The following is a 23355-nucleotide window of genomic DNA, read 5'->3' as shown; positions in this document are numbered from 1 at the left end:
GCGACCGGTACACCGCCTGAGTCCTGGAGAAGGCGAGGACTTGAGCATGGGATCCACCTCCACCTCGAATACGCACGGTGAGAGCCTTGGCCGTCGGAATCTGATCAAGCGGGCCGCCGCACTCGGTCTTATTGCCGTACCCACGATGAGCTTCCTGTCCGCCTGTGCGAGCAGCGGCGGCGGCGACGACCAGGAGAAGCAGAAGGGTGAGGTGACCAAGGACAACCCGTTCGGAGTCACCAAGGGCGGCACGCTCGACGTCGTCATCTTCAAGGGCGGCTTCGGCGACCAGTACGCCATCGAGTGGGAGAAGCTCTACAAGGCCAAGTACGGCCCGAAGATCAGCCACCTCGGCACCCAGGAGATCACCGGCAAGCTCCAGCCCCGCTTCAACGCGGGCAACCCGCCGGACGTCGTGGACAACTCCGGCGCCCAGCAGATCAAGCTGGACGTGCTGCACAAGAACGGCCAGCTCGCCGACCTCACCGAACTGCTCGAGGCCCCCGCGCCCGACGACCCGAGCAAGAAGATCAAGGACATCCTCGTCCCGGGCACCGCCGACAAGGGCTTCATCGGCGGCAAAATGCACTCCCTGAACTACGTCTACACCGTCTGGGGAGTCTGGTACTCGGGCAAGATGTTCAAGGACAACGGGTGGGAGGTGCCGAAGACCTGGGACGCCTTCCTGCAGATCATGCGGGACGCGAAGAAGAAGGGCATCGGCGGTCTCGCCCACCAGGGCAAGCACCCGTACTACATCAACGTCATGATCATGGACCTGATCGCCAAGACCGGCGGTCTGGAGGCCATGAAGGCGATCGACAACCTCGAGAAGAACGCGTTCGTCGGCAGCGACGCCGCCAAGCAGTCCATCGAGGCGATCTACGAGATCGTGGACAAGGGCCTGCTCATGCCGGGCACCAACTCCCTGGACCACATCGAGTCGCAGACCGCCTGGAACGAGGGCAAGGCCGTCTTCATCCCCTCCGGCTCCTGGCTGGAGAACGAGCAGCTCAAGCAGACCCCGGAGGACTTCGACATGAAGTTCCTGCCGATGCCCCTGCTGCCCGACAGCAAGCTGCCGTTCGAGGCGATCCGGGCCGGCGCGGGCGAGCCGTTCATCGTGCCGGAGAAGGCCAAGAACAAGGCCGGCGGCCTGGAGTTCCTGCGCATGATGTGTTCGAAGGAGTGGTCGACCAGCTTCGCGCAGCAGGCCAACTCCCTGACCATCGTGCAGGACGGCGTCGACAAGAGCGTCCAGCTCCGCCCGGGCACCAAGTCCGCGGTCGAGGCCGTCGACGCGTGCCCGGTCGAGCAGCGCTTCGACTACTTCTACATCAACTGGTACAGCGAGATGGACGAGTCCATCCGTACCGCGTCCGCGGAGCTGATGGCCAAGCGCATCACGCCGGCCGAATGGCTCAAGCGGGCGCAGGCCGCGGTCGACAAGGCGGCCGAGGACCCGGCGAGCAAGAACAACAAGCGTCAGTAGCCGAGCCGGGAATCCAGGGGCAGGGTGCCATGCAACAGGGTAAGTACCGGTTCGTCACCGGTTTTCTGATCGTACCGGTCGTGCTGTACGCGGTCTTCATGATCTGGCCGTACATGCAGACCTTCGGATACTCCTTCACGAACTGGCAGGGCCAGTCGCAGGAGATGAGTTTCGTCGGCCTCGACAACTACACCGCGTTGTTCTCCGACTCGGTGTTCCTGAAGGCTCTGTGGCACAACATCCTGCTCCTGATCTTCCTCCCCGTCGCGACCATCCTGCTCGCCCTCTTCTTCGCCTACATGGTGAACGTGGGCGGGCGGGGCGGCGCCGGCGGAATCCGCGGTGTCGCGGGATCGGGTTTCTACAAGATCCTTTTCTTCGTCCCGCACGTTCTGTCGATCGCGATCCTCGCCGTGCTCTGGCGGGCGATCTACCGGGGTGACGTCGCCGGACTGATCAACGGCGTCTTCGTCAAGCTCGGCATCTCCGACCCCGCGCACCCGATCGAATGGCTCAACGAGCCCGCTCTCGTGCTGTGGTGCGTGGCCTTCGTGCTCCTGTGGTGGGGCGTCGGCTTCTACCTGGTCCTCTTCTCCGCCGCGATGCAGTCGGTACCCAAGGAGATCTACGAGGCCGCCCTGCTCGACGGCGCGAGCCGCACCCAGTCCTTCTTCCGTGTCACGTTGCCCCTGCTGTGGGACACCGTCCAGACGGCCTGGGTCTATCTCGCGATCCTGGCGATGGACTGCTTCGCCCTGATCTCGGTCATGACTCCGGGTAACAGCTACGGCGGCGGACCAGACCACAACAGCGAGGTCATGGCGACCTATCTGATGCGTAACTTCCTCTCCTTCGGGAAGAGCGGCTACGCCTGCGCGATGGGCGTCGTGATCCTTGTCCTCACGCTGATCCTGTCCCTCGTCACGCTGCGGATCAGCCGCCGCGAGCGCATCGAATACTGAGCGGGGAACCACGCCATGTCGAACACCCGGTTGATCCCCGGCGTCGCCAAGGACGCCGTCCCCGGTCCGAGCGAAGTGAAGAACGGCGCCCGACCCGGGGGAGCCGGCGCGAACGGCGACAGCGAGGGCAAGGTCCTCAACGTCTTCTCGCACGGCTTCCTCATCCTGTGGTCAGTGATGATCGTGCTGCCGCTGATCTGGCTGCTGCTCGGCTCCTTCAAGACCGACACGGAGATCGGTTCCAGCGCTTGGTCGTGGCCGTCGAACTGGAACTTCGACGCCTTCGCGCGGGCCTGGGAGAAGGGGATCGGCGACTACTTCGCCAACACCCTCATCGTGCTCGTCTTCTCCATCCCGCTGACCATGCTGCTCGGCGCGATGGCGGCGTACGTCCTGGCGCGCTACGAGTTCCCGGGCAACCGCTTCTTCTACTACTTCTTCGTGGCCGGCGCGATGTTCCCGGTCTACCTGGGGCTGGTGCCCCTGTACTTCCTCATCGACATGCTCGGCATGCTCAACACGTACCAGGGCCTGATCCTGGTGTACGTCGCCTACTCGCTGCCGTTCACCGTCTTCTTCATGCACGCGTTCTTCCGGACGCTGCCGACGGCGATCCACGAGGCCGCGGTCATCGACGGGGCCTCGCACACCCGGATCTTCTTCCAGGTCATGGTCCCCATGGCGAAGCCGGGCCTGCTCAGCGTCGGTATCTTCAACATCCTCGGCCAGTGGAACCAGTACATCCTGCCGATGACCCTGATGCAGCAGCAGAGCGGCTTCGACAAGGACCGCTCGGTGCTCACCCAGGGCCTGGTGCTCCTCAACCAGCAGCAGGGCTACGAGGGCGACCTGCCGGTGATCTTCGCAGGTATGACGATCGCGATGCTCCCGGTGATCGTCGTCTACCTCTCGTTCCAGCGGCAGGTCCAGTCGGGTCTCACCGCGGGCACCCTGAAATAGCGCGCCCCCCTGCGCACACAGGGCCCCGCCGCGCTGCTGCGCGGCGGGGCCCTGTGTGTTTCCCCCCGGTGCTCCGCAGTGCTCATCCGAGTTTCACCCCGCTCAAGGTCTTGACGGGATAAGCCCCAAAAGGGTCAGCTTAGGGTTCATAAGTTGGAGAGAAGCCGGGGCCTGGATGCCCCGGCCGGGGGCGGTCGTCGCGCCGCCCACCGGGGGCAGGAGTGGATGGGTCAATGGAGACTCCGGGATCGCAGACATCTCTGCACCGGGCCAATCTCGAGCGTGTCGTGCGTGCCGTACGCATGGCGGGTTCGCTGACGCAGGCGGAGATCGCGAGGAGCACCGGCCTCTCCGCGGCCACCGTCTCCAACATCGTCCGTGAGCTCAAGGACGGCGGCACGGTAGAGGTGACGCCGACCTCGGCCGGCGGCCGCAGGGCCCGCAGCGTCTCCCTCAGCGGCGACGCCGGCATCGTGATCGGCGTGGACTTCGGCCATACGCACCTGCGCGTGGCGATCGGCAACCTCGCTCATCAGGTGCTGGCGGAGGAGGCGGAGCCGCTCGATGTGGACGCGTCGTCCGCGGAGGGCTTCGACAGGGCGGAGGCGCTGGTCAACCGGCTGGTGGAGGCCACCGGGATCGGTCTCGGCAAGGTGATCGGCGTGGGGCTCGGCGTGCCGGGCCCCATCGACGTGGAGTCGGGCACGCTGGGCTCGACGGCGATCCTGCCGGGCTGGACCGGCATCAATCCGAGTGAGGAGCTCTCGGCCCGGCTGGGCGTGCCCGTGTACGTCGACAACGACGCCAACCTGGGCGCGCTCGGCGAGATGGTGTGGGGCAGCGGCCGGGGTGTGAAGGACCTCGCGTACATCAAGGTGGCGAGCGGTGTCGGCGCGGGCCTGGTGATAGACGGCCAGATCTACCGGGGTCCGGGCGGTACCGCCGGCGAGATCGGGCACATCACGCTGGACGAGTCGGGCCCGGTGTGCCGTTGCGGCAACCGCGGGTGCCTGGAGACGTTCACTGCTGCCCGGTACGTGCTGCCGCTGCTCCAGTCGAGTCACGGGGCCGAACTGACCATGGAGCGCGTCGTGCAGCTGGCGCGGGAGGGCGATCCGGGCTGCCGTCGTGTGGTGGCGGACGTGGGCCGCCACATCGGCAGTGGTGTCGCCAACCTGTGCAACCTCCTCAATCCGAGCCGGGTGGTGCTCGGAGGGGATTTGGCGGAGGCTGGAGAGTTGGTACTGGGACCCATTCGTGAGTCCGTCTCCCGTTACGCCATTCCCAGTGCGGCGAGGCAGCTCTCGGTGGCTCCCGGTGCTCTGGGCGGGCGTGCCGAAGTGCTCGGTGCGCTGGCCCTCGTGCTCAGCGAAATGGGTGATTCGACCCTTCTGGACAGTGCGTTGCCGGTCGGGGCACCCGCCTTCACTTAGATAACGAATGGCACCGTTGTCATCTCGTTAAGGATTTACTCCTTGACGCTGACCACGGGGCCGAGTTGACTTCCAGCCACCTCGGCCGCAGCGACGCGGCCTCGTCAGGGAGGTTTCTTATCGTGAACGCACATCTGCGTCGTGCCGCCGTTGCTGTCGCCGCCTCTGCGATGGCCGTATCGCTCGCCGCCTGTGGCCAGGCCGGCGACTCGGGCGACAGTGCCGAAGAGTCGCGCGCCAAGAAGGGCGACGCCATCACGATCGGCCTGCTCCTTCCGGAGAACCAGACCGCTCGCTACGAGAAGTTCGACAAGCCGCTCATCGAGAAGAAGATCAGCGAGCTGACGAACGGCAAGGCGAAGGTCGTCTACGCCAACGCCAAGCAGGACGCCACGCTGCAGACGCAGCAGGTGGACACCATGATCACCAACAAGGTCGACGCGCTCATCGTGGACGCGGTCGACTCCAAGGCCATCGCCGGCGGTGTGAAGAAGGCCAAGGACGCCGGTATCCCCGTCGTCGCCTTCGACCGTCTCGCCGAGGGCCCGATCGACGCCTACACCTCCTTCGACAACGAAGAGGTCGGCCGGGTGCAGGGCAAGGCGCTGCTGGAGGCCCTGGGCGACAAGGCCAAGGACGGCCAGATCGTCATGATGAACGGCTCGGTCACCGACCCGAACGCCGCGCTGTTCAAGAAGGGTGCCCACGCCGAGCTCGACGGCAAGGTGAACATCGGCAAGGAGTACGACACCAAGGAGTGGAAGCCGGAGAACGCCAACGCGAACATGGAGGCCGCGATCTCTGCCCTCGGCAAGGACAAGATCATCGGCGTCTACTCCGCGAACGACGGCATGGCGGGCGGCATCATCACCGCCCTCAAGTCGGGCGGCTTCACCAAGCTCCCGCCGGTCACCGGTCAGGACGCCGAGCTTGCCGGTGTTCAGCGCATCGTCGCCGGTGAGCAGTTCATGAGCGTCTACAAGCCGTACGCGCCGGAGGCCTCCGCCGCCGCCGAGATGGCCGTGGCGCTCGCCAAGGGCGAGTCGCTCGACGCGATCGCCAAGGAGAAGGTCGACAGCCCCTCCCAGAAGGGCATCCCGTCGGTCCTCGTCCCGGTGGTCTCGCTGACCAAGGACAACATCAAGGACACTGTCGTCAAGGACGGCGTCTACACGGTGAACGAGATCTGCACCCCGAAGTTCAAGGCCGCGTGTGACCAGCTCGGCCTGAAGTAAGGCCGCACGCCGGAGCCCCGGTCCCCCCGGTGCTCCGGCCTCTGCCCGGACGCACGCGTCCCGCAGATACCTTCCGGTGCCCCGCCCCGCCATCAGCCCCCGCTGCCGGTCGGGGCACCGGTCGGAACACTCGCTGCATTTCCAGTCTGCTCAACCTCCGCGCCGCATTTCCCCCGGCGCGGCATCCCCGCCGGTCAGGCGGCGAAGGAGATGGTTCACGTGTCCGCTACGCCCGTGTTGGCGTTGCGCGGGGTCTCCAAGCGGTTCGGTGCCGTCCAGGCGCTCACCGACGTAGAGCTTGAGGTCCACGCCGGTGAGGTGGTCGCCCTGGTCGGCGACAACGGCGCCGGAAAGTCCACGCTGGTCAAGACGATCGCCGGCGTGCATCCCATCGATGAAGGCTCCATCGAGTGGGAGGGCAAGCGGGTCTCGATCAACCGGCCGCACGACGCCCAGAACCTCGGCATCGCGACCGTCTACCAGGACCTCGCGCTGTGCGACAACATCGACGTCGTCGGCAACCTCTACCTCGGCCGGGAGCTGCAGAAGCGCGGCGTTCTCGACGAGGTCGAGATGGAGCGACGCGCCCTCGAACTGCTGAAGACGCTGTCGATCCGCATCCCCAGCGTCCGTATCCCGATCGCCTCGCTCTCCGGCGGTCAGCGCCAGACCGTGGCCATCGCCCGTTCGATGCTCGGCGAGCCCAAGCTCGTCATCCTCGACGAGCCCACCGCCGCTCTTGGCGTCGAGCAGACCGCACAGGTGCTCGACCTCGTGGAGCGGCTGCGGGAGCGCGGCCACGCCGTCGTCCTCATCAGCCACAACATGGCCGACGTGAAGGCTGTCGCCGACAAGGTCGCCGTGCTCCGGCTGGGCAGGAACAACGGTGTCTTCGAGGTCAAGTCGACCTCGCAGGAAGAGATCATCTCCGCCATCACCGGTGCCACGGACAACGCCGTGACCCGCCGTGCGGCGCGCAACGCGGAGGTTACGAAGTGACCACGGAAAAGACCCCCACGTCCACCGGCACGAAGGTGGTCAACCCGGATGCCGCGCATGACGCGCTGACCGCGGTCGACCCCCGTCTGCTGGTGCGCGAGCAGGGGCTCAAGGGCTACTTCTCCGAGTTCAAGCGCAAGGTGCACGCCGGCGACCTCGGGTCGATCCCGGTCGTCATCGGTCTGATCGTCATCGCGGTGATCTTCCAGACGATGAACTCGCAGTTCCTCTCGGCGGAGAACCTGAGCAACATCGCCGTCACGATGGTCGCCACCGGCATGATGGCCGTCGGCATCATCTTCGTGCTGCTGCTCGGTGAGATCGACCTGTCGGTCGGCTCCGTCAGTGGTGTCTCCGGTGCGATCGTCGCCGTGCTGAGCGTGACGCACGGGATGAACGAATGGCTGGCGCTGGTCGTCGCCCTGGCCAGCGGCGCCGCCATCGGCGCCCTGCACGGCTTCTTCTTCGCCAAGATCGGCGCCCCGGCGTTCGCCGTGACGCTGGCCGGCCTGCTGTTCTGGCTGGGCTTCATGCTGCAGCTGCTCGGTGAGAACGGCACGATCAACCTGGACGGCGACGGCGTCGTCGGACAGCTGACCACGTACTACTTCTCCGACATCGCGGCCGCCTACGGGCTCGCCGCCGTCGCCGTGGTCGGCTTCTTCCTGTCGTCCTTCTTCGACAACCGCCGCCGCGCCGCGGCCGGCGTCCCGTCCCGGCCGCTGTCCGACATCGTGATGCGCACGGTGATCCTCGCGGTCATCGCGTTCGCCGCGGCCGTCATGTTCAACCAGTACAAGGGCCTGCCCCTGGCGCTGGTGCTGTTCCTGGCCGTCCTCGTGATCACGGACTTCGTGCTCCGCCGGACTGCCTACGGCCGCAAGATCTTCGCGCTCGGCGGCAGCGTCGAGGCCTCGCGCCGCGCCGGTATCAACGTCACCGCGGTGCGTATCTCGGTCTTCGCGCTGGCCGGACTGTTCGCGGCCGTCGGCGGCCTGTTCTGGGCCTCCAAGATCGCGGCGGCCAACCAGAGCGCCGGCGCCGGCGACCTGCTGATGAACGTCATCGCCGCGGCCGTCATCGGCGGCACCAGCCTCTTCGGTGGCCGGGGCCGCACCTGGAACGCCCTGCTGGGCGTCATGGTCATCGTCTCGATCCAGTACGGACTCGCCCTGGAGGGCATCGCGACGCCGATCCAGTACATGATCACCGGCGGTGTCCTGCTGGCGACGGTCGTGATCGACTCCGTCACCCGTAGGACGCAGAAGACCGCAGGTCGCGCCTAGTACGACCGCACAGTGCCCGGTGCCGCCCAGCGGTGCCGGGCACTGCTGTGTCACGTCATAGCCGTGACACAGAACGCACCGCCCGATGACGGGGCCCGTGCACGGAACATTAGACTCGGGCAATCGGCAAGGTCGATCAGCCCAGAGCCGATCGGCTCGGATGCAGCTCGAATGCAAGGAGGCACGGGTGGCACTGCTTTCCCGTATCAGGGGACCGCGCGACCTGGACCGGCTCGGACCGGAGCAGTTGGAGCAGCTGGCCGCAGAGATCCGCACCTTCCTGGTGGACGCCGTGTCCAAGACCGGTGGGCACCTCGGACCCAACCTCGGCGTGGTCGAGCTGACCATCGCCCTCCACCGTGTCTTCGAGTCCCCCAAGGACAAGGTCCTCTGGGACACCGGGCACCAGAGCTATGTCCACAAGCTGCTGACCGGCCGCCAGGACTTCTCCCGGCTCAAGATGAAGGGTGGTCTGTCCGGCTACCCCTCGCAGGGCGAGTCCGAGCACGACGTCATCGAGAATTCGCACGCCTCCACCGTGCTCGGCTGGGCCGACGGCCTCGCCAAGGCCAACGAGGTCCTGAAGAAGGACGACCACGTCGTCGCCGTCATCGGCGACGGCGCTCTCACCGGCGGTATGGCCTGGGAGGCGCTGAACAACATCGCGGCCGCCAAGGACCGTCCGCTGGTCATCGTCGTCAACGACAACGAGCGCTCGTACGCGCCGACCATCGGCGGCCTCGCCAACCACCTGGCCACCCTGCGCACCACCGACGGCTACGAGCGCTTCCTCGCCCGTGGCAAGGACCTCCTGGAGCGCACCCCCGTCGTCGGCAAGCCGCTGTACGGCACGCTGCACGGCGCCAAGAAGGGCCTCAAGGACTTCATCGCCCCGCAGGGCATGTTCGAGGACCTCGGCCTCAAGTACGTCGGCCCCATCGACGGCCACGACATCGAGGCGCTCGAGTCGGCCCTCGCCCGCGCCAAGCGCTTCGGCGGCCCCGTCATCGTGCACTGCCTCACCGAGAAGGGCCGCGGCTATCAGCCCGCCCTGGCGGACGAGGCGGACCGCTTCCACGCCGTCGGCAAGATCCACCCCGACACGGGTCTGCCCATCTCGAGCTCCGGCCTCGACTGGACCTCGGTGTTCGGCGAGGAGATGGTCAAGCTCGGCAAGGAGCGCGAGGACATCGTCGCCATCACGGCCGCGATGCTCCAGCCCGTGGGTCTCGACCGGTTCGCCAAGGCGTTCCCCGACCGGGTCTACGACGTCGGCATCGCCGAGCAGCACGGCGCGGTCTCCGCCGCGGGCCTGGCGACCGGCGGACTGCACCCCGTCTTCGCCGTCTACGCCACCTTCCTCAACCGCGCCTTCGACCAGGTCCTGATGGACGTCGCCCTGCACAAGTGCGGTGTGACCTTCGTACTGGACCGGGCCGGTGTCACCGGCACCGACGGTGCCTCGCACAACGGCATGTGGGACATGTCGATCCTCCAGGTCGTTCCCGGCCTGCGGATCGCCGCCCCCCGCGACGCCGACCAGGTCCGCGCCCAGCTGCGCGAGGCCGTGGAGGTCGACGACGCGCCGACCGTGGTCCGCTTCTCCAAGGGCGCGGTCGGACCGGCCGTCAAGGCCGTGGGCAAGGCCGGCGGCATGGACGTGCTGCGCCGGCCGGAGGCCGACCGGCCCGACGTCCTGCTCGTCTCCGTCGGCGCCCTCGCCCCGATGTGCCTGGAGATCGCCGACCTGCTCGACGCCCAGGGCATCTCGACCACCGTCGTCGACCCCCGTTGGGTCAAGCCCGTCGACGAGGCGCTCGCACCGCTCGCGGAGCAGCACCGGGTCGTCGTGACCGTCGAGGACAACAGCAGGGTCGGCGGCGTCGGATCCACCATCGCCCAGGCCCTGCGCGACGCGGGCGTGGACGTGCCGCTGCGCGACTTCGGCATCCCGCCCCGCTTCCTCGACCACGCCTCCCGCAAGGAGGTCATGGCGGAGATCGGCCTGACCGCACCGGACATCGCCCGCCAGGTCACCGGTCTGGTCTCCAAGCTCGACGGCCGTATCGACAGCGAGGCGGTCGAGCCCGCCCGCGACTGATCCGCCGCGGCCGATGCAATCGATCCGTGGACGAATGGGACGGATCGTGTGCACGACGTGCCGACCCCGGGCCGGAGGGTAACCCTGAAAGGGTGGTCCCTTCGGCCCATTCGGCTGAACTCCACCCGTTCCGGCTCTCTGTGGACCACGCACCGTCCCGATCATGGCGAGGACGACAAGTGTGGAGGTGCAGGGGTGAGCACAGATACTGACCCGTCCGGAGGCAGGCAAGGCGTCTTCCGGACCAAGCCCGTCGAGCAGTCGATCCAGGACACCGAAGAGCCGGAGCACGCACTCAAGAAGTCCCTCTCCGCGGTGGACCTCACCGTCTTCGGCGTGGGTGTGATCATCGGCACCGGCATCTTCGTCCTCACCGGCACCGTCGCCAAGAACAACGCCGGCCCGGCGACCGCACTCGCCTTCGTCGCCTCCGGCATCGTCTGTGCCCTGGCCGCCCTGTGTTACGCCGAGTTCGCCTCCACCGTCCCGGTGGCCGGCTCCGCCTACACCTTCGCGTACGCCTCGCTCGGCGAACTGCCCGCCTGGATCATCGGCTGGGACCTGGTGCTGGAGTTCGCGCTCGGCACGGCGGTGGTGGCGGTCGGCTGGTCGGGTTATGTGCGTTCGCTGATGGACAACGTGGGGTGGAACCTACCCGCCGGGCTGCAAGGCCCTGATGTGGAGGGCGGCACCTTCGACCTGCTGGCCTTCGTACTCATCCTGCTGCTGACGGCGATCCTCGTCGTCGGCATGAAGCTGTCCGCACGCATCACCGCTGTGGTCGTGGCCATCAAGGTCGGCGTGGTGCTGATCGTCATCGTCGCGGGCCTCTTCTTCGTCAAGGCCGCCAACTACGACCCGTTCATCCCCCCGGCGCAGGGTCAGGAGGCCGGCTCCGGCTGGGACGCGCCGCTGGTGCAGCTGCTGTTCGGCTACGAGCCCACGAACTTCGGCGTGATGGGCATCTTCACGGCCGCGTCCATCGTCTTCTTCGCCTTCATCGGCTTCGACGTCGTGGCCACGGCGGCCGAGGAGACCAAGCTGCCGCAGCGCGACATGCCGCGCGGCATCCTGGGGTCGCTGCTCATCTGCACCGTGCTCTACGTCGCCGTGTCCCTCGTGGTGACCGGTATGCAGCACTACAGCGAACTGTCGATCAGCGCACCCCTGGCGGACGCCTTCAAGGCCACCGGCCATCCGTTCTTCGCCGGCATCATCAGTTTCGGCGCCGCGGTCGGTCTGACGACGGTGTGCATGATCCTGCTCCTGGGCCAGACCCGGGTGTTCTTCGCGATGAGCCGCGACGGCCTGCTGCCGCGGTTCTTCTCCAAGACGCACCCGCGGTTCCGCACCCCGTACCGCCCGACGATCCTGCTCGGTGTGATCATCGCGATCGTCGCCGGCTTCACCAGCATCAACGAGCTGGCCACCCTGGTGAACATCGGAACGCTCTTCGCGTTCGTCGTCGTCGCCCTCGGCGTGATCATCCTGCGCCGCACCCGGCCCGACCTGCACCGCGCGTTCCGTACCCCGCTGGTGCCCCTGGTGCCGATCCTGTCGGTCGCGGCCTCGGTGTGGCTGATGCTCAACCTGCCGGGCGAGACATGGTTCCGGTTCGCAGTGTGGATGGCGCTCGGCATCGTCGTGTACGCACTTTACGGGCGCAGGCACAGCCGCCTCGGCAAGGCGGGCCCAGGCGCCCGGTACTGAGCCGGCTCCGCAGGGCGCACGGCACGCGGGCCCACACGCCGCGCGCCGTGCGCCTCGACCTTTCTCCGGAGCTCGCGGTCGGCCGTGACGATCACACAGGTCCGGCCGGCCGCCTTCCGCACCCTCGCAACGATCACGTCGTCACCGCTCCCCGGTGCCGGCTCCACCGTGGTGCCGGGCACGGAGCCGCCGCCCCGGGAAGCTGGGGGGCGGCTCGTCCATGGCACCAGGGTCGCAGCGTGCGCGGGGCTGCGGTGTCAGTGGCCCGCCGGTGCTGCCAGAATTGACCGGCCGGTGAGGTAACTCACCGGCCCCTCCGAGCCGTTCCGACGCACTGGACTTCCCATGCCAACTGAGCGTGCGACCACGCTTCGAGACCGAGACCGGGCCGATGACACACGGCTGTCGGGACAATGGCTGACCCGCGGCAAGGACGGTCTCCTCACCGCGTACGCACCCGCGGACGGCGCGGTGCTGCGCTGGACCCAGACGCCCTCCGGATGGAGCGGGCCGGACCGGCTCGACGCACCCGGGCTGATGCCGGTGCTCACCGTCGCCCAGGGAGCGGACGGCTACGCCCATCTGATCGGCCTGCGCCGGACCGGCACCGACACGGAGGGGGAGCAGGAGCTGGAGCTGGTGCACGCGGTGCAGTTCCAGACCGGGCGCCCCCTGCTCGGCTGGCACCCGCTCGGTCACCCCAACAAGGTCCGCAAGTGGACCGGCGACCCGGTGGCCGCGGTCGACGGCGAGGGCCGGGTCTGTGTGTTCCTGCGCAACGGCGGGACCGGTGTGAGCTGCCGGGTCCAGGGCGTCCGCGGCGGCTGGGGCCGCTGGCAGGACCTCGGCGGATACGGGACCTTGGACGCACTGGCGGTCGCCACCGACGGGGAAGGACTGGTCGAACTCTTCGTACCGGGACGCAAGCAGATCACGCGGTACACCCAGGAGAAGCCGGGCGCGGCCTTCGCCCTGGCGGACAGGCTGGACGTCCAGGCGGCCCCGGGCGGAGCCTTCTCCGCGATCACCACGGTCTCCGGGACCGTCTCGCTCTTCTACACCGACGGCGACGGGGTGATCCAGGTCTGGGCACCGGGCCGGCTGCCGGAGCCCCGCCCGCTGATGGACGCGGCGGGGCCCGGGCCCCTGGTGCTCTCGCGGCTGGTCATCGACGGCCATGACTGCACGGTCCTCGCCCAGGAGGCGGACCAGGGGCAGGTGGCGTTCGCCGCGTACCCCACCGAGGACGAGTCGGCGGGCGGCTGGTGGACCCGCACGGCCACCACCGGCGCCGGCCACCTTCCGCTGGCTCTGCGGGAACACGGCGGGCACGGCCTGGTCGCGATGGCTCTCGCGCGCGACGGCAGCTTGATCGTCAGCAGACAGAAGACGGAGGCGGGCGGGTTCGCGCTGGGGAGCTGGAAGCCGCTGCGGTGAGGCTGCCGGGCAGCGGAGTCCTGCGGACCGTCCACCGGAGCGGCCCGGCGGACCGCGCGGGACGCAGGAAGCCACGGCGCGCGCGAGGCGCGGCCGTGGCTTCCTTGGCCGGCGGTCCGTCAGCCGCCCGTGGCGGGTGACTTCTTCGCGGAGGCCGGGATCTCGGAGTCCTCGCGGATCGCCTTCCACAGCTCGGTCGCCTGGGGTTCGGCGGCCACGACCCGGTTCGGGTCCACCTTGTCGTAGGCGACGGGCAGCATGATCGTCTCCATCGAGGCGGGGTCGACACCGTCCATGCTGCGGGCGAAGTCGGCGAGTTTCGTGAGGGAGTCGAGCCCGGAGTCGGTCGTCAGCGACTGGGTCAGCGAGTCGGCGATCTTGAACGATTTGGCCGGACTGCCCAGCAGGTCCTGCGACTTGACCTCGCTGAGGAGCGCCATCATGAACTGCTGCTGGAGACCGATGCGGCCGAGGTCGCTGCCGTCGCCGATGCCGTGCCGGGTCCTGACGAAAGCCAGTGACTGCGTGCCGTCGAGCTTGTGGGAGCCGGCCGTGAGGTCGAGGCCCGACTCCTTGTCGTGGATGGGCTCCTTCACGTCGACGGTCACGCCGCCTATCGCGTCGACCAGTTCCTTGAACCCGGAGAAGTCGATCTCCATGTAGTGGTCGATCCGGACGCCGGACATCTTCTCCACGGTGCTGATCACGCAGGCGGGACCGGCGCTGGTGTAGACGGAGTTGAACATCACCCGCTCCGCGGCCGGGAGCGTGGAGCCGTCCTTCTTGGTGCACTCGGGCCGGCTCACCAGGGTGTCGCGCGGGATGCTGACGGCGACGGCCTGCTGCCGGCCCTCGGGTATGTGGACGACCATCGCCGTGTCGGAACGCGCGGTGCCGCCCACATTGCCGCCCGCCAGGTCCTTGTTGTCGCCCGAGCGCGAGTCGGAGCCGAGCACGAGGATGTCCCGGGCGCCGGTGGCGAGTTTCTCCGGCCGCTCGCCGTTGACGGCATCGTCGATGTCGATCGACTCGATGTTGCTGTCGAGACGGCTGTACAGCCAGTATCCGGTGCCGGCCGCTGCGAGGACGAGTACGAGCAGCGTCCCTAGAACGATCCGGAGCACGGGTCGCTTCCGGGACCGGCCCCTTTTCCTGCGGCCGCCTTCGTCAGTCATGGTCGTCCAACCTTCGTGCTGAGCCCGTCCGGGCATGTGTCATCGCGTCGCCGTGATGGCCGTTCATGGGGGAGGCTGCTGTCGCGAAGGTGCACGATCGGGGCCGGTGGGGACGGCTTCTGTTGTCCGAAGTGCGTACCCCGAGCAGGGCAGCGGCGGAAGTGATCGTACAGTGAACAGACTATGGTGATCCAACGATCAACGGGCGAATGAAAACCCAACCGGTCCTATCTTACGCACTGGATTGACATGCCTACTGCACGCACCCGCCCGTCCCGAGAGGACGGCACGCTCGGTGCCTCCCTTCTGACAGGTTCGTGGCTGACCTGCGGAAAAGAAGGGCTCTTCAGTGCCTATGCGCCCGCCGAGGGTGCGGTGCTGCGCTGGACGGAAGGCCGCTCCGGATGGTCGGAGCCGGACCGGCTGGCCCATGACGGACTGACCGCCGATCTGACGGTCGCTCAAGGCGTGGACCGATATGTCCATCTCGTAGGCATACGTCGCACCGGCGTGGGTGACGAGGTGGAGTTGACGCACGCCGTGCAGTTCCAGACCGGGCGGCCGGTGCTGGGATGGACCTCGCTGGGACATCCGAACAGGACCGGCCCGTGGACGGGCCATCCCGCCGCGGCCGTCGACGCCGACGGGCGGCTCTGTGTCTTCGTGCGCAACGGTGGCGGCGGTGTGAGCTGCCGGGTGCAGAACAGCCGCGGGTGGGGCGGCTGGCAGGACCTCGGCGGCGCGCGGACCGGCGACTTCCTGGCCGCGGCGGCCGACGGTGCGGGCCGGGTGCAGCTCTTCGTGCCGGGGGCGCGGGCGATCCGATGGTTCACACAGGAGGAGGACGGCGGCAAGTTCGTCCTGAGCGGTCAGCTCGACGCCGTCGCGGCGCCGGGTGCGTTCACCGCCCTCGCGACCAGCTCCGGCTCCGTCTCGCTGTACTTCCTCGACGGCGGGGGAATCGTCAACGTCTGGGCCCCGGGGCGTTCGCCTTACGCGCAGCCGCTCGTGCAGGCTGCCGGCGCCGGGCCGCTGGTGGCCACCCGCGCGATGATCGGCGGGTACGACTGCACCGTCCTGGCCCAGGAGTCCGGGCCGGGGCGGGTCTCGTTCACGGCCCACCCCACCGAGCAGGAGTCGGCGGGCGCGTGGTGGTCGGAGACCGACACGGGGGCGCCTTCCGTGGTGCCTGCCGTGTGCACCGGCACCCACGGCCGCATGGTGGCCGCCGCCCTGGCGGATCGGCAGCAACTGTGGCTTACGCGACAGAAGGCGTCGGACGAAGGTTTTCTGCTGGACAAATGGACAAAGAAAATGTGAAGATCCTGCGCGTGATCGATCACTCCAGCGTGGAGTGATCGATTTCCCTGTCGATCTTGGGTGTGCGTCTCATGGGGGGGCCGTGACGACCGCGCCGGGCCGCCAATCTGCAGCAGCGCCGCTGACAGGGGCGCGGTGTGCCTTGTCTGGGATGGTGCGGTAGTTCAGTGGTCAGCCTCGAGAACCCCGAGGCCAGTGCGCTTGTGTCGACTTATCGATCTCTCGTGCCGGTCCGTGCGCGCAGGAAGATTGTCCGGCGGGTCCCGCAGCCACTGCGTAACGCGGTCATGGCCGCACTGGCCCTCGCCGACGCGGTGCGTACCGCCACGGTCGTCTGGATGCTCGGCGGGCGCCGCAAGCCGGCCCGCCACAGTGCCGCCGCCCTGCTCAAGGTCGTGAAGGTGGGCGGCAGGCACGCCCGCGCCACCCTGGTGCCCGGAGCCACCGCCTGGGCCGCCCGGGCGCGGAACCTGCACATCGTCGTCGCCGCCCTCGAGGCCGCGGACATCGACTACTTCTGCGTCCGCGGTGTGTCCGGCCCCCTTCCCTGCGTGGCGGTGCCCTCCCGTTCCAGAGGCGACGTGGAGGAAGTGCTGCGGCTGGTGTTCGGACGCAACCCCGGTTACGTCGGCACCACCGGCGCCCGGATGCATCCGGGCGCCTCCGCGAAGACCTGGCGGCGGCTGACCTCGCAGAAGGTCCTGCGCCTGGCCTGGTACGTGTGCGACCCGACCGGCGAACTCGTCTTCGGCGCGGAATCGGGCTGCGACCTGGAGTTCTGGACGGAGGCCGACGGCCGGCTCGTCGCTCCGCGACCCAACCGGGTGGTGACCGAGGTGCCGGTGGCACGGGAGACCGGCTGGGCCCCGCAGACGCTGTTCAGCACCGTCCCGGCCGCCTACACGACCGGCTACGCCCGCACTCTGCCCGAGTTCGCGGCACCGCTCCCCGAGGACCACCTCTTCCCGATCGACGTCGTCTACACATGGGTCGACGGCGACGACCCGAAGTGGCGTGCCAGCAGGGACGCGGTCCGCGACGGGAAGACGGCGGCCGACGTGCCGCCGCTGCACGAGCAGGCCGCCAACGACTCCCGCTACACCAGCCGCGACGAACTCCTCTTCTCCCTCCGCGCCCTCCACCAGTACGCCCCGTGGGTACGCCGGATCCACCTCGTCACCGCCGGCCAGGTGCCGCGGTGGCTGAACACCGACCACCCCGGCCTGCGGGTCGTGGACCACCGCGAGATCTTCTCGGACCCCGACGCGCTGCCGACCTTCAACTCGCACGCGATCGAGAGCCAGCTGCACCACATACCGGACCTCGCGGAGCACTTCCTGTACCTGAACGACGACGTCTTCTTCGGCCGTCCCGTCCAGCCCGGGCAGTTCTTCCACCCCAACGGACTGACCAAGTTCTTCATGTCCAAGGCGCTGATCCCCTCGGGCAGCGCGGGCCCCGACGACCTGCCGGTCAACGCGGCCGGCAAGAACAGCCGTGGTTTGATCGCCCAGCAGTTCGGCACGGTCATCTCGCAGAAGATGAAGCACACCCCGCACGCCCTGCGGCGCAGCGTCCTCGACGAGATCGAGCAGGTCTACGCCCAGGCGCACCGGGTGACCCAGCACTCCCGCTTCCGCTCGCCGCACGACGTGCCCATCGCCTCGTCGCTGCACCACTACTACGCGTACCACTCCGCCCGGGCGACCGTCGGCGACATCCGGTACGTCTACATCGACCTCGCGGACAAGCTCGCCCAGCGGCGTCTCAACTCCCTGCTGGCGAAGCGGAACTTCGACACCTTCTGCATCAACGACACCGTCGTGGCCGACGATCCCGACGCCCAGGCGCGCATGATCGACACGTTCCTGAACACGTACTTCCCGGTTCCCAGCCCGTACGAGCAGGCCGGCGCCGACGCGCTCGTGGCCCCGCGTACCGGCGGCCTGGGGCTGAGCGCATGAGCCGTGTCCGCAGACGCCTGGGCGCCGCGCGCCGCGGCGTCCGTGCCCGCTTCGGTGCCGTCCGCCTGCGGGTGATGACCCGCTTCTTCCTGCCCCGGCGGGAGGGCGGCACCGCTGTGCTGCGCTACGCGGCACTGCTCGACGGACAGACGCTCAACCTGCACGCCGTGCTGCCGCCGTCCGTCAAGGCGGCGGACAGCGCGGAGATCCTCGTCCGGCGCCGGGGCAGCCGCCACCGGGTGCCGGCGACGGTGTACGAGAGCGGAGGCCGGCTGCTGATGGACGCGGCCGTCCTCTTCGGGGCGCAGGCCGGCGGACTGCCGGTCGGGCGCGGGCGCTGGAAGCTGCGGCTGCGGGTCGGCGCCGGGAACAGGTCGCGCCGGATGCCCCTGCTGCTCCGTGAGCTTCCCGCCCCCACCGGCGGCCCGACCGGGGCGATGAGCGCCTCGCCGGTCAGCGGCGACCGCTACCGCGTGGGCCGCACGCTGCGAGGTGACGCGCGGATCGTGTGCAGCAAGGCCAGGCCGGCGGCCGAGGTCGCGAACGTCCACTCGGCCCATTCCGGGGTGGAGCTGGACCTCTATCTCTTCGGCGTGCGCGCCGACCGCCCGGTGGCCGAGTTCGTGGCGGCCGGACACAGCGTCGAACGGCCCCTGTCCGAGACGGTTCCGGGACTGTGGCGGGTCGAGGTGCCGCTGTCCGAGATGGTCCCCGACAGCGGCCGGCGCGTCCACTGGGACGTCCTGGTGCACCCCGGGGGCGGCAAGCGCCCGCTGCGCCTGGCCAGGCGGCTGCACGACGTGCGCGACCCCGGCAAGGTGTTCGGCATGCGAAGGATCACGGTCGCCCCGCAGCGGGAGCGGCTGATGGTGGTCGAGCCCCGCTACACCCCGGCGGGCAACTTCCGGCTCACCTGCAGCCGCGAGGCAGAGGGCAAGTAGAGGGTTCTGTATGAAGATCGCGTTCCTGCTGGCGCGCGCGGATGTCATGAGCGATGCCGAACGCGCCGTGTTCCAGCATGCGTCCCTGCTCGCCCACCGTCACGAGGTCGGTGTCGTCAGCGTCTTCAAGGCGCGGCGCCGGCGTTTCGTGTCACCGGACGAGCGGGTCGCCGTCCAGTTCCTCGTCGAGGCGGCGGAGTCGGTCCATCAGGCCGTGCGCCGCTCGGGACCGGACGCCGCGACCGGGGCGGCCCTGGCCGCCATGCCCAGCGAGATCGTCGAGCGGCGCTGGGACGGCCAGTACCACCGGCTCGCCGACATCGAACTGGAGTACTTCCTCCAGGGCATCGACGCCGACGTGGTCGTCCCCACCTCTCCCGCGCTGCTCGCCTACGTGGCCCGGTTCGCGCCCGCGCGTGTCCTCACCGTCCATCACGAACTGCGTGCCGTGGAGAGCGGGGGAGCGGAGCGGGAGCCGCTGGCCCTGCACGGCGCGCGGTGCGACGCCCTCACGTTCTCCGGCGCGCGCTCCGAGCAGTGGTTCGCCGACACCTTCGGCCCTGGCGCGGCCAGGCTGACGCATCTGCCGCCGGGCCTGCCCGAGGGCTTCCGGCCGCGCTCCACCCTGGAGACGCGGATGGTGACCATGGCTTCGCGGCTGGAGAAGGAGTCCCGGACAGGGGACGTACTCGCCGCCTGGGCCAAGGTCAGCGGCCTCCACCCCACATGGACCCTGCGCATCCTCGGCGACGGGCCGTACGGCAGGGCCCTCCGCCAGCGCAGGGACCAGCTGGGCCTCCAGGGCAGTGTGCAGTTCATCGGTGAAGCGCCCCACCAGGCGGAGGAATGGGCGAAGGCGAGCATCGCGGTGAGCACGTCCGACGAGGACGCCGTCGGCCTCTCACTGATGGAGGCGCAGGCAGCGGGGGTCCCGGTCATCGCCTACGACGCGCCGGGTGTCTCCCGTGACGTCGTGATGGAGGGCCAGACCGGCCTGCTGGTGACCCCGGGGGACGTCGAGGCCCTCGCGTCGGTCCTGCTCGCGGTGATCGAGCAGCAGGAGATGCGCCACTCGCTGGGCCGGTCGGCCGCCTCGTACGCCGCCAGGTTCCGGCCCACGGAGGGGTGGGAGACGCTGCTGGCCGCGCTGCGGGCCGATCTGTCCTCCGGCCGCCGGGAGTTGATGAAGGCGGAGCGTGTGGCGGCGTACGCCCTGCACTGCGGGGTCGACGGCAAGGGCCGGCCGGCCGCCGCCGCGCCTCCGAGCACCCGGCACTCCCGTCGGCTCTCCAACGCGGAGCAGCGCGTTCTCCAGGGCGGGACCGGGCTGGTGCGTGACGGGGGACAGATCTGCCGGGTCACCGACACCGAGACGCCGTTCGACGTGATGCAGGCCAACCTCGCCCTGGCCGCGAACGCCCTCGAGCAGGGCGGGATCCCGTACTTCGTGACGCGTACCTCCAAGATCAGGCACAGTCTCGCCGTCTTCGTGGGACAGCGGGAGGCGGCGCTCAAGGCCCTCGCCGCCAGCTGCCAGGGCCAGGCGGTGTACATGGCCCTGCTCAACGACTCCGACGCCGCCATGACGACGACGCTGGCCTCGCTGGCCACCGATCACGTGAACACGCCCTGCGCCGGCGTGCGGGTCTACCAGAACGTGGTCACCCCGGCGCGCACGCTGCGGCTCGGGGCGGCGTACGGGTGCACCATCTCCTTCTGGGAGGAGGATCCGGAGGAACCGGACCACATGATCTCCCCGCTGCGCACCCTGATCGGCTCCCGGATCCCCAAGGAGGCCCTGACCCGGGTCCCCACCGTTCTGGGCGGGCGGCGCTACCCGACGATCACACCCTTCGAGCAGACCCTGCACCACGACGTCGCCTTCCCCATCGACGCCGTCTACACCTGGGTCGACGGATCGGACGTCGACTGGCTGGAGCGGAAGAACGCGGTGCTCGCCGCGAAGGGCATGGACACCGAGGACGCGGCGGCCAGCGCCGCCCGCTTCCGCAACCGCGACGAACTGCGCTACTCCTTGCGCTCGCTCGACATGTACGCACCGTGGATCCGCAACATCTACATCGTGACGGACCGCCAGGTGCCGGCCTGGCTCGACCCGGCCCACCCGCGTGTACGGGTGGTCGACCACACCGAGATATTCGGCGACGACGGCGTGCTGCCCACGTACAACTCGCACGCCATCGAGAGCCGGATGCACCACATCAAGGATCTGTCCGAGCAGTTCCTGTATTTCAACGACGACGTCTTCGTGGCCAAGCCGATCCGGCCGAGCCTTTTCTTCCTCGGCAACGGGCAGTCCAAGCATTTCATGTCGTCGAACGCCATCCCGATGAACCCGGTCCAGCTCACCGACGAGTACAGCCGCAGCGCGGCGAAGAACAACAGGGAGCTGATCTCCTGGGCGTTCGGCCGGCTCCTCGTCAATTCGTTCATCCACGCGCCGCACCCGTTGCGGCGCAGCGTGATGTACGACCTCGAAAAAACCTTCCCCGACCATCTCCGGGCCACGGCGGCGAGCCAGCTGAGGGACCGCTCCGACGTGTCGGTCGCCTCCTCGCTGCACCACTACTTCGGCTACTACACCGAACGCAGCGTGCCCGGCAGCATCTCCAGCGGCTTCGTCAACGTCGGTATCAGCGAGCAGGTCAAGAAGCTCAACCACCTTCTCGCCGCGCGCTCCAACGACGTCTTCTGTCTGAACGACTTCCACGACGGCGACGTCTCGGAGGACGAGCAGGACGCGACGCTCGCCGCCTTCCTCCCCAGTTATTTCCCGATCGCGAGCCAGTTCGAGGCGGGATCGGCACGTAACCAACTCTTCCATGCCGGCCGCCTTCCCGGCTGGCCTCTGTAAGGAAAAGCGTGAACAAGTTCTGCATCCTGGGCAATTCCGTCGCGACCTCACGCCGCCCGGAGGACTCCCCGATGGCGGGCTGGGGCCAGTACGTCCAGGAATTCCTGGGGCCCGGGTACGAGGTCAAGAACTACGCCCGCGACGCGATGACGCTTCGGGGCTATTTCACCGACCGGTTCGTGAAGCTGTTGAACATCCTGGAGCCCGGGGACTTCGTGGCGATCGACTTCGGCGCCGTGGAGCAACGGGTCAATGTGCCGCTCAGGTACCACGGCCCCCGCGAGTTCAAGGAGTATCTGAAACTCTACGTGGAGGCCATCCGCGGCGAGGGCGCCGTTCCCGTCGTGGTGACCCCCGCCGCGCGCTGTGTGTTCGACGTGCACGGGAACGTGTCGGAAACCCATGACGGATATCCGCAGTACGCACGGGACGCCGCCGCGGAGACGGGGGCAGTCCTCGTCGACCTCAACGAACTCACGACCCGGATGCTGCACCAACTCGGCTGTACCAGGGCAAGGGGCCTGTTCCGGTGGGAGGACGCCGGTGCTCATCCGAACCATCCCGAGGGGATCATCGACTCCACGCACTTCAACGAACTGGGTGCCCGCGAGGTGGCCAGGCTGTTCGCCGGGGCGCTCCGGTCGGCCCCGGGCATCGCGCCCGGAGTGGTCGATGCGGAAAAGCTGATAACCGGTGACTACCCGCCGGTGCTGCCCGAATTCACTGTGCAGAACCCCGAGTCCGCTCTCGTCGACCAGGGCCGCGTCGGTGCCCCGCCCGTCATCACCTCGCCGGTGCACGGCCGGATGGTCAGTGGGCAGCTGAAGTTCGCGGGCACGGCCGAGCCGGGCACGACGTATCTGCTGTTCTTCACCGGCGCGGGGGAGTACATCGGCGGCACGTCCGTCAACGCCCAGGGCCAGTGGATGTGGCGGCGTGTGGTCAGCTGGCCGGCGGGCGAGCACGTCGTACAGGCCGTCGGTCTCCATGACCGAGGCATGTCGCCCGTGGCCGCCGTGGGATTCGTGGTCCGTGACCACGTGGAGGCGCCTCAGGTCCTCGGCCCGCGCGAGGGGGCGTGGAGTGGCCCACGGCCGAGATTCTCCGGCACGGCCGCCCAGGGTGTGAGCAAGGTGATGCTCCTGGAGAGCGGACGGCTGATCGCCGAGGCCGCCGTCAAGGAGGACGGGACGTGGAGCGTGAAGCACCCGCACGACTGGAAGCCGGGGGTGTACACGGTGGAGTTCGTCTCCGTGTTCAGCGCGCTGCGCTCGAGCCCGGCCGCGCTGACCCTCAAGGTTCACGGAATTCCGGAGAGCAACTGGCTGCGTGAGTCCGCCCTGGCCCGGCATGACTGCGCTTCCGCATGTGAGCACCTTCCGCACGAACCGAGTTGGTGACGGCCGGCAGCACGCGGACCCGAAAACGCCTCCGCCCCGGCACCGCGTCAGCGGTACCGGGGCGG

The 23355-nt window shown here is 68.6% G+C and carries 16 protein-coding genes and 1 pseudogene; 15 read left to right on the top strand and 2 right to left on the bottom strand.

Translation table 11 applies throughout. The features are described from left to right. Positions 1-46 precede the first annotated feature (46 nt). From ngcE to ACIPJI_RS24880, 9 genes are all read left to right on the top strand, one after another. A complete protein-coding gene (gene ngcE, locus ACIPJI_RS24920) occupies positions 47-1492 on the top strand; it encodes an N-acetylglucosamine/diacetylchitobiose ABC transporter substrate-binding protein (protein WP_356622154.1) in 1446 nt (481 codons plus the stop codon). Positions 1493-1521: 29 nt separating this feature from the next. After that, positions 1522-2454, top strand: coding sequence for a carbohydrate ABC transporter permease (locus tag ACIPJI_RS24915; protein WP_307708877.1), 933 nt, complete (start codon positions 1522-1524; stop codon positions 2452-2454). A 15-nt stretch (positions 2455-2469) separates the two neighbouring features. After that, positions 2470-3414: a carbohydrate ABC transporter permease gene (locus ACIPJI_RS24910; RefSeq protein WP_356622153.1), complete on the top strand. Its 945-nt coding sequence runs from the start codon at positions 2470-2472 to the stop codon at positions 3412-3414. Between the two features lie 233 nt (positions 3415-3647). Continuing rightward, positions 3648-4847 (top strand): ROK family transcriptional regulator, encoded by a 1200-nt coding sequence (locus ACIPJI_RS24905; protein WP_356622152.1) that lies wholly within the window; start codon positions 3648-3650, stop codon positions 4845-4847. 122 nt (positions 4848-4969) lie between these two features. Further along, positions 4970-6082: a substrate-binding domain-containing protein gene (locus ACIPJI_RS24900; RefSeq protein WP_307708880.1), complete on the top strand. Its 1113-nt coding sequence runs from the start codon at positions 4970-4972 to the stop codon at positions 6080-6082. 210 nt (positions 6083-6292) lie between these two features. Further along, positions 6293-7081 carry an ATP-binding cassette domain-containing protein gene (locus ACIPJI_RS24895; RefSeq protein WP_307708881.1) on the top strand — a complete coding sequence of 263 codons (789 nt, stop codon included), beginning with the start codon at positions 6293-6295 and terminating at the stop codon, positions 7079-7081. After that, on the top strand, positions 7078-8367 hold the full coding sequence (locus ACIPJI_RS24890) for a sugar ABC transporter permease (protein ID WP_307708882.1): 1290 nt from the start codon (positions 7078-7080) through the stop codon (positions 8365-8367). Before ACIPJI_RS24895 ends, ACIPJI_RS24890 begins: the two co-directional genes overlap by 4 nt. 187 nt (positions 8368-8554) lie before the next feature. Then, positions 8555-10468, top strand: a complete 1914-nt coding sequence (gene dxs / locus ACIPJI_RS24885; protein ID WP_402248914.1) for a 1-deoxy-D-xylulose-5-phosphate synthase — start codon at positions 8555-8557, stop codon at positions 10466-10468. A gap of 195 nt (positions 10469-10663) precedes the next feature. After that, positions 10664-12178, top strand: a complete 1515-nt coding sequence (locus tag ACIPJI_RS24880; protein ID WP_307708884.1) for an amino acid permease — start codon at positions 10664-10666, stop codon at positions 12176-12178. Here ACIPJI_RS24880 and ACIPJI_RS24875 read toward each other — a convergent pair. Then, positions 12124-12381, bottom strand: a pseudogene (locus tag ACIPJI_RS24875) (hypothetical protein); the annotation flags it as partial. The gene ACIPJI_RS24880 and the pseudogene ACIPJI_RS24875 sit on opposite strands and share 55 nt — an antisense overlap. A gap of 142 nt (positions 12382-12523) precedes the next feature. Between ACIPJI_RS24875 and ACIPJI_RS24870 the strand changes: the two are divergent. Beyond that, positions 12524-13615: a hypothetical protein gene (locus ACIPJI_RS24870; RefSeq protein ID WP_307708885.1), complete on the top strand. Its 1092-nt coding sequence runs from the start codon at positions 12524-12526 to the stop codon at positions 13613-13615. Positions 13616-13734: 119 nt separating this feature from the next. Here the strand turns inward: ACIPJI_RS24870 and ACIPJI_RS24865 are convergent, their stop codons facing one another. Continuing rightward, positions 13735-14790 (bottom strand): LCP family protein, encoded by a 1056-nt coding sequence (locus tag ACIPJI_RS24865; protein ID WP_356622149.1) that lies wholly within the window; start codon positions 14788-14790, stop codon positions 13735-13737. Positions 14791-15039: 249 nt separating this feature from the next. Between ACIPJI_RS24865 and ACIPJI_RS24860 the strand changes: the two genes are divergently transcribed. From ACIPJI_RS24860 to ACIPJI_RS24840, 5 genes are all read left to right on the top strand, one after another. Next, positions 15040-16110: a hypothetical protein gene (locus ACIPJI_RS24860; protein WP_402248911.1), complete on the top strand. Its 1071-nt coding sequence runs from the start codon at positions 15040-15042 to the stop codon at positions 16108-16110. 167 nt (positions 16111-16277) lie between these two features. Further along, entirely contained in the window at positions 16278-18074 is a 1797-nt protein-coding gene (locus tag ACIPJI_RS24855; protein ID WP_402248909.1) for a stealth family protein, read from the top strand. Continuing rightward, the gene (locus ACIPJI_RS24850) at positions 18071-19015 is read left to right on the top strand and encodes a hypothetical protein (RefSeq protein ID WP_307708889.1); all 945 of its coding nucleotides are present in this window, start codon (positions 18071-18073) and stop codon (positions 19013-19015) included. The genes ACIPJI_RS24855 and ACIPJI_RS24850 overlap by 4 nt, the downstream gene beginning before the upstream one ends. 10 nt (positions 19016-19025) lie before the next feature. After that, the gene (locus ACIPJI_RS24845) at positions 19026-21890 is read left to right on the top strand and encodes a stealth conserved region 3 domain-containing protein (protein WP_402248907.1); all 2865 of its coding nucleotides are present in this window, start codon (positions 19026-19028) and stop codon (positions 21888-21890) included. Positions 21891-21898: 8 nt separating this feature from the next. Continuing rightward, positions 21899-23290 carry a hypothetical protein gene (locus ACIPJI_RS24840; RefSeq protein WP_402248905.1) on the top strand — a complete coding sequence of 464 codons (1392 nt, stop codon included), beginning with the start codon at positions 21899-21901 and terminating at the stop codon, positions 23288-23290. The last annotated feature ends 65 nt before the right edge of the window (positions 23291-23355 follow it).

Source organism: Streptomyces sp. NPDC086835 (genome assembly GCF_044745705.1).
In the GTDB taxonomy this organism is placed as follows: domain Bacteria; phylum Actinomycetota; class Actinomycetes; order Streptomycetales; family Streptomycetaceae; genus Streptomyces.
Note: the sequence above shows the minus strand (reverse complement) of the source record. Positions and strands in the feature narration are given on the sequence as shown.

Excerpts from the sequence above, each read along its gene's own strand:
- ngcE (WP_356622154.1), top strand. The coding sequence starts at position 47 with ATGGGATCCACCTCCACCTCGAATACGCACGGTGAGAGCCTTGGCCGT.
- ACIPJI_RS24915 (WP_307708877.1), top strand. The coding sequence starts at position 1,522 with ATGCAACAGGGTAAGTACCGGTTCGTCACCGGTTTTCTGATCGTACCG.
- ACIPJI_RS24910 (WP_356622153.1), top strand. The coding sequence starts at position 2,470 with ATGTCGAACACCCGGTTGATCCCCGGCGTCGCCAAGGACGCCGTCCCC.
- ACIPJI_RS24905 (WP_356622152.1), top strand. The coding sequence starts at position 3,648 with ATGGAGACTCCGGGATCGCAGACATCTCTGCACCGGGCCAATCTCGAG.
- ACIPJI_RS24895 (WP_307708881.1), top strand. The coding sequence starts at position 6,293 with ATGGTTCACGTGTCCGCTACGCCCGTGTTGGCGTTGCGCGGGGTCTCC.
- ACIPJI_RS24870 (WP_307708885.1), top strand. The coding sequence starts at position 12,524 with ATGCCAACTGAGCGTGCGACCACGCTTCGAGACCGAGACCGGGCCGAT.
- ACIPJI_RS24865 (WP_356622149.1), bottom strand. The coding sequence starts at position 14,790 with ATGACTGACGAAGGCGGCCGCAGGAAAAGGGGCCGGTCCCGGAAGCGA.
- ACIPJI_RS24860 (WP_402248911.1), top strand. The coding sequence starts at position 15,040 with ATGCCTACTGCACGCACCCGCCCGTCCCGAGAGGACGGCACGCTCGGT.
- ACIPJI_RS24850 (WP_307708889.1), top strand. The coding sequence starts at position 18,071 with ATGAGCCGTGTCCGCAGACGCCTGGGCGCCGCGCGCCGCGGCGTCCGT.
- ACIPJI_RS24845 (WP_402248907.1), top strand. The coding sequence starts at position 19,026 with ATGAAGATCGCGTTCCTGCTGGCGCGCGCGGATGTCATGAGCGATGCC.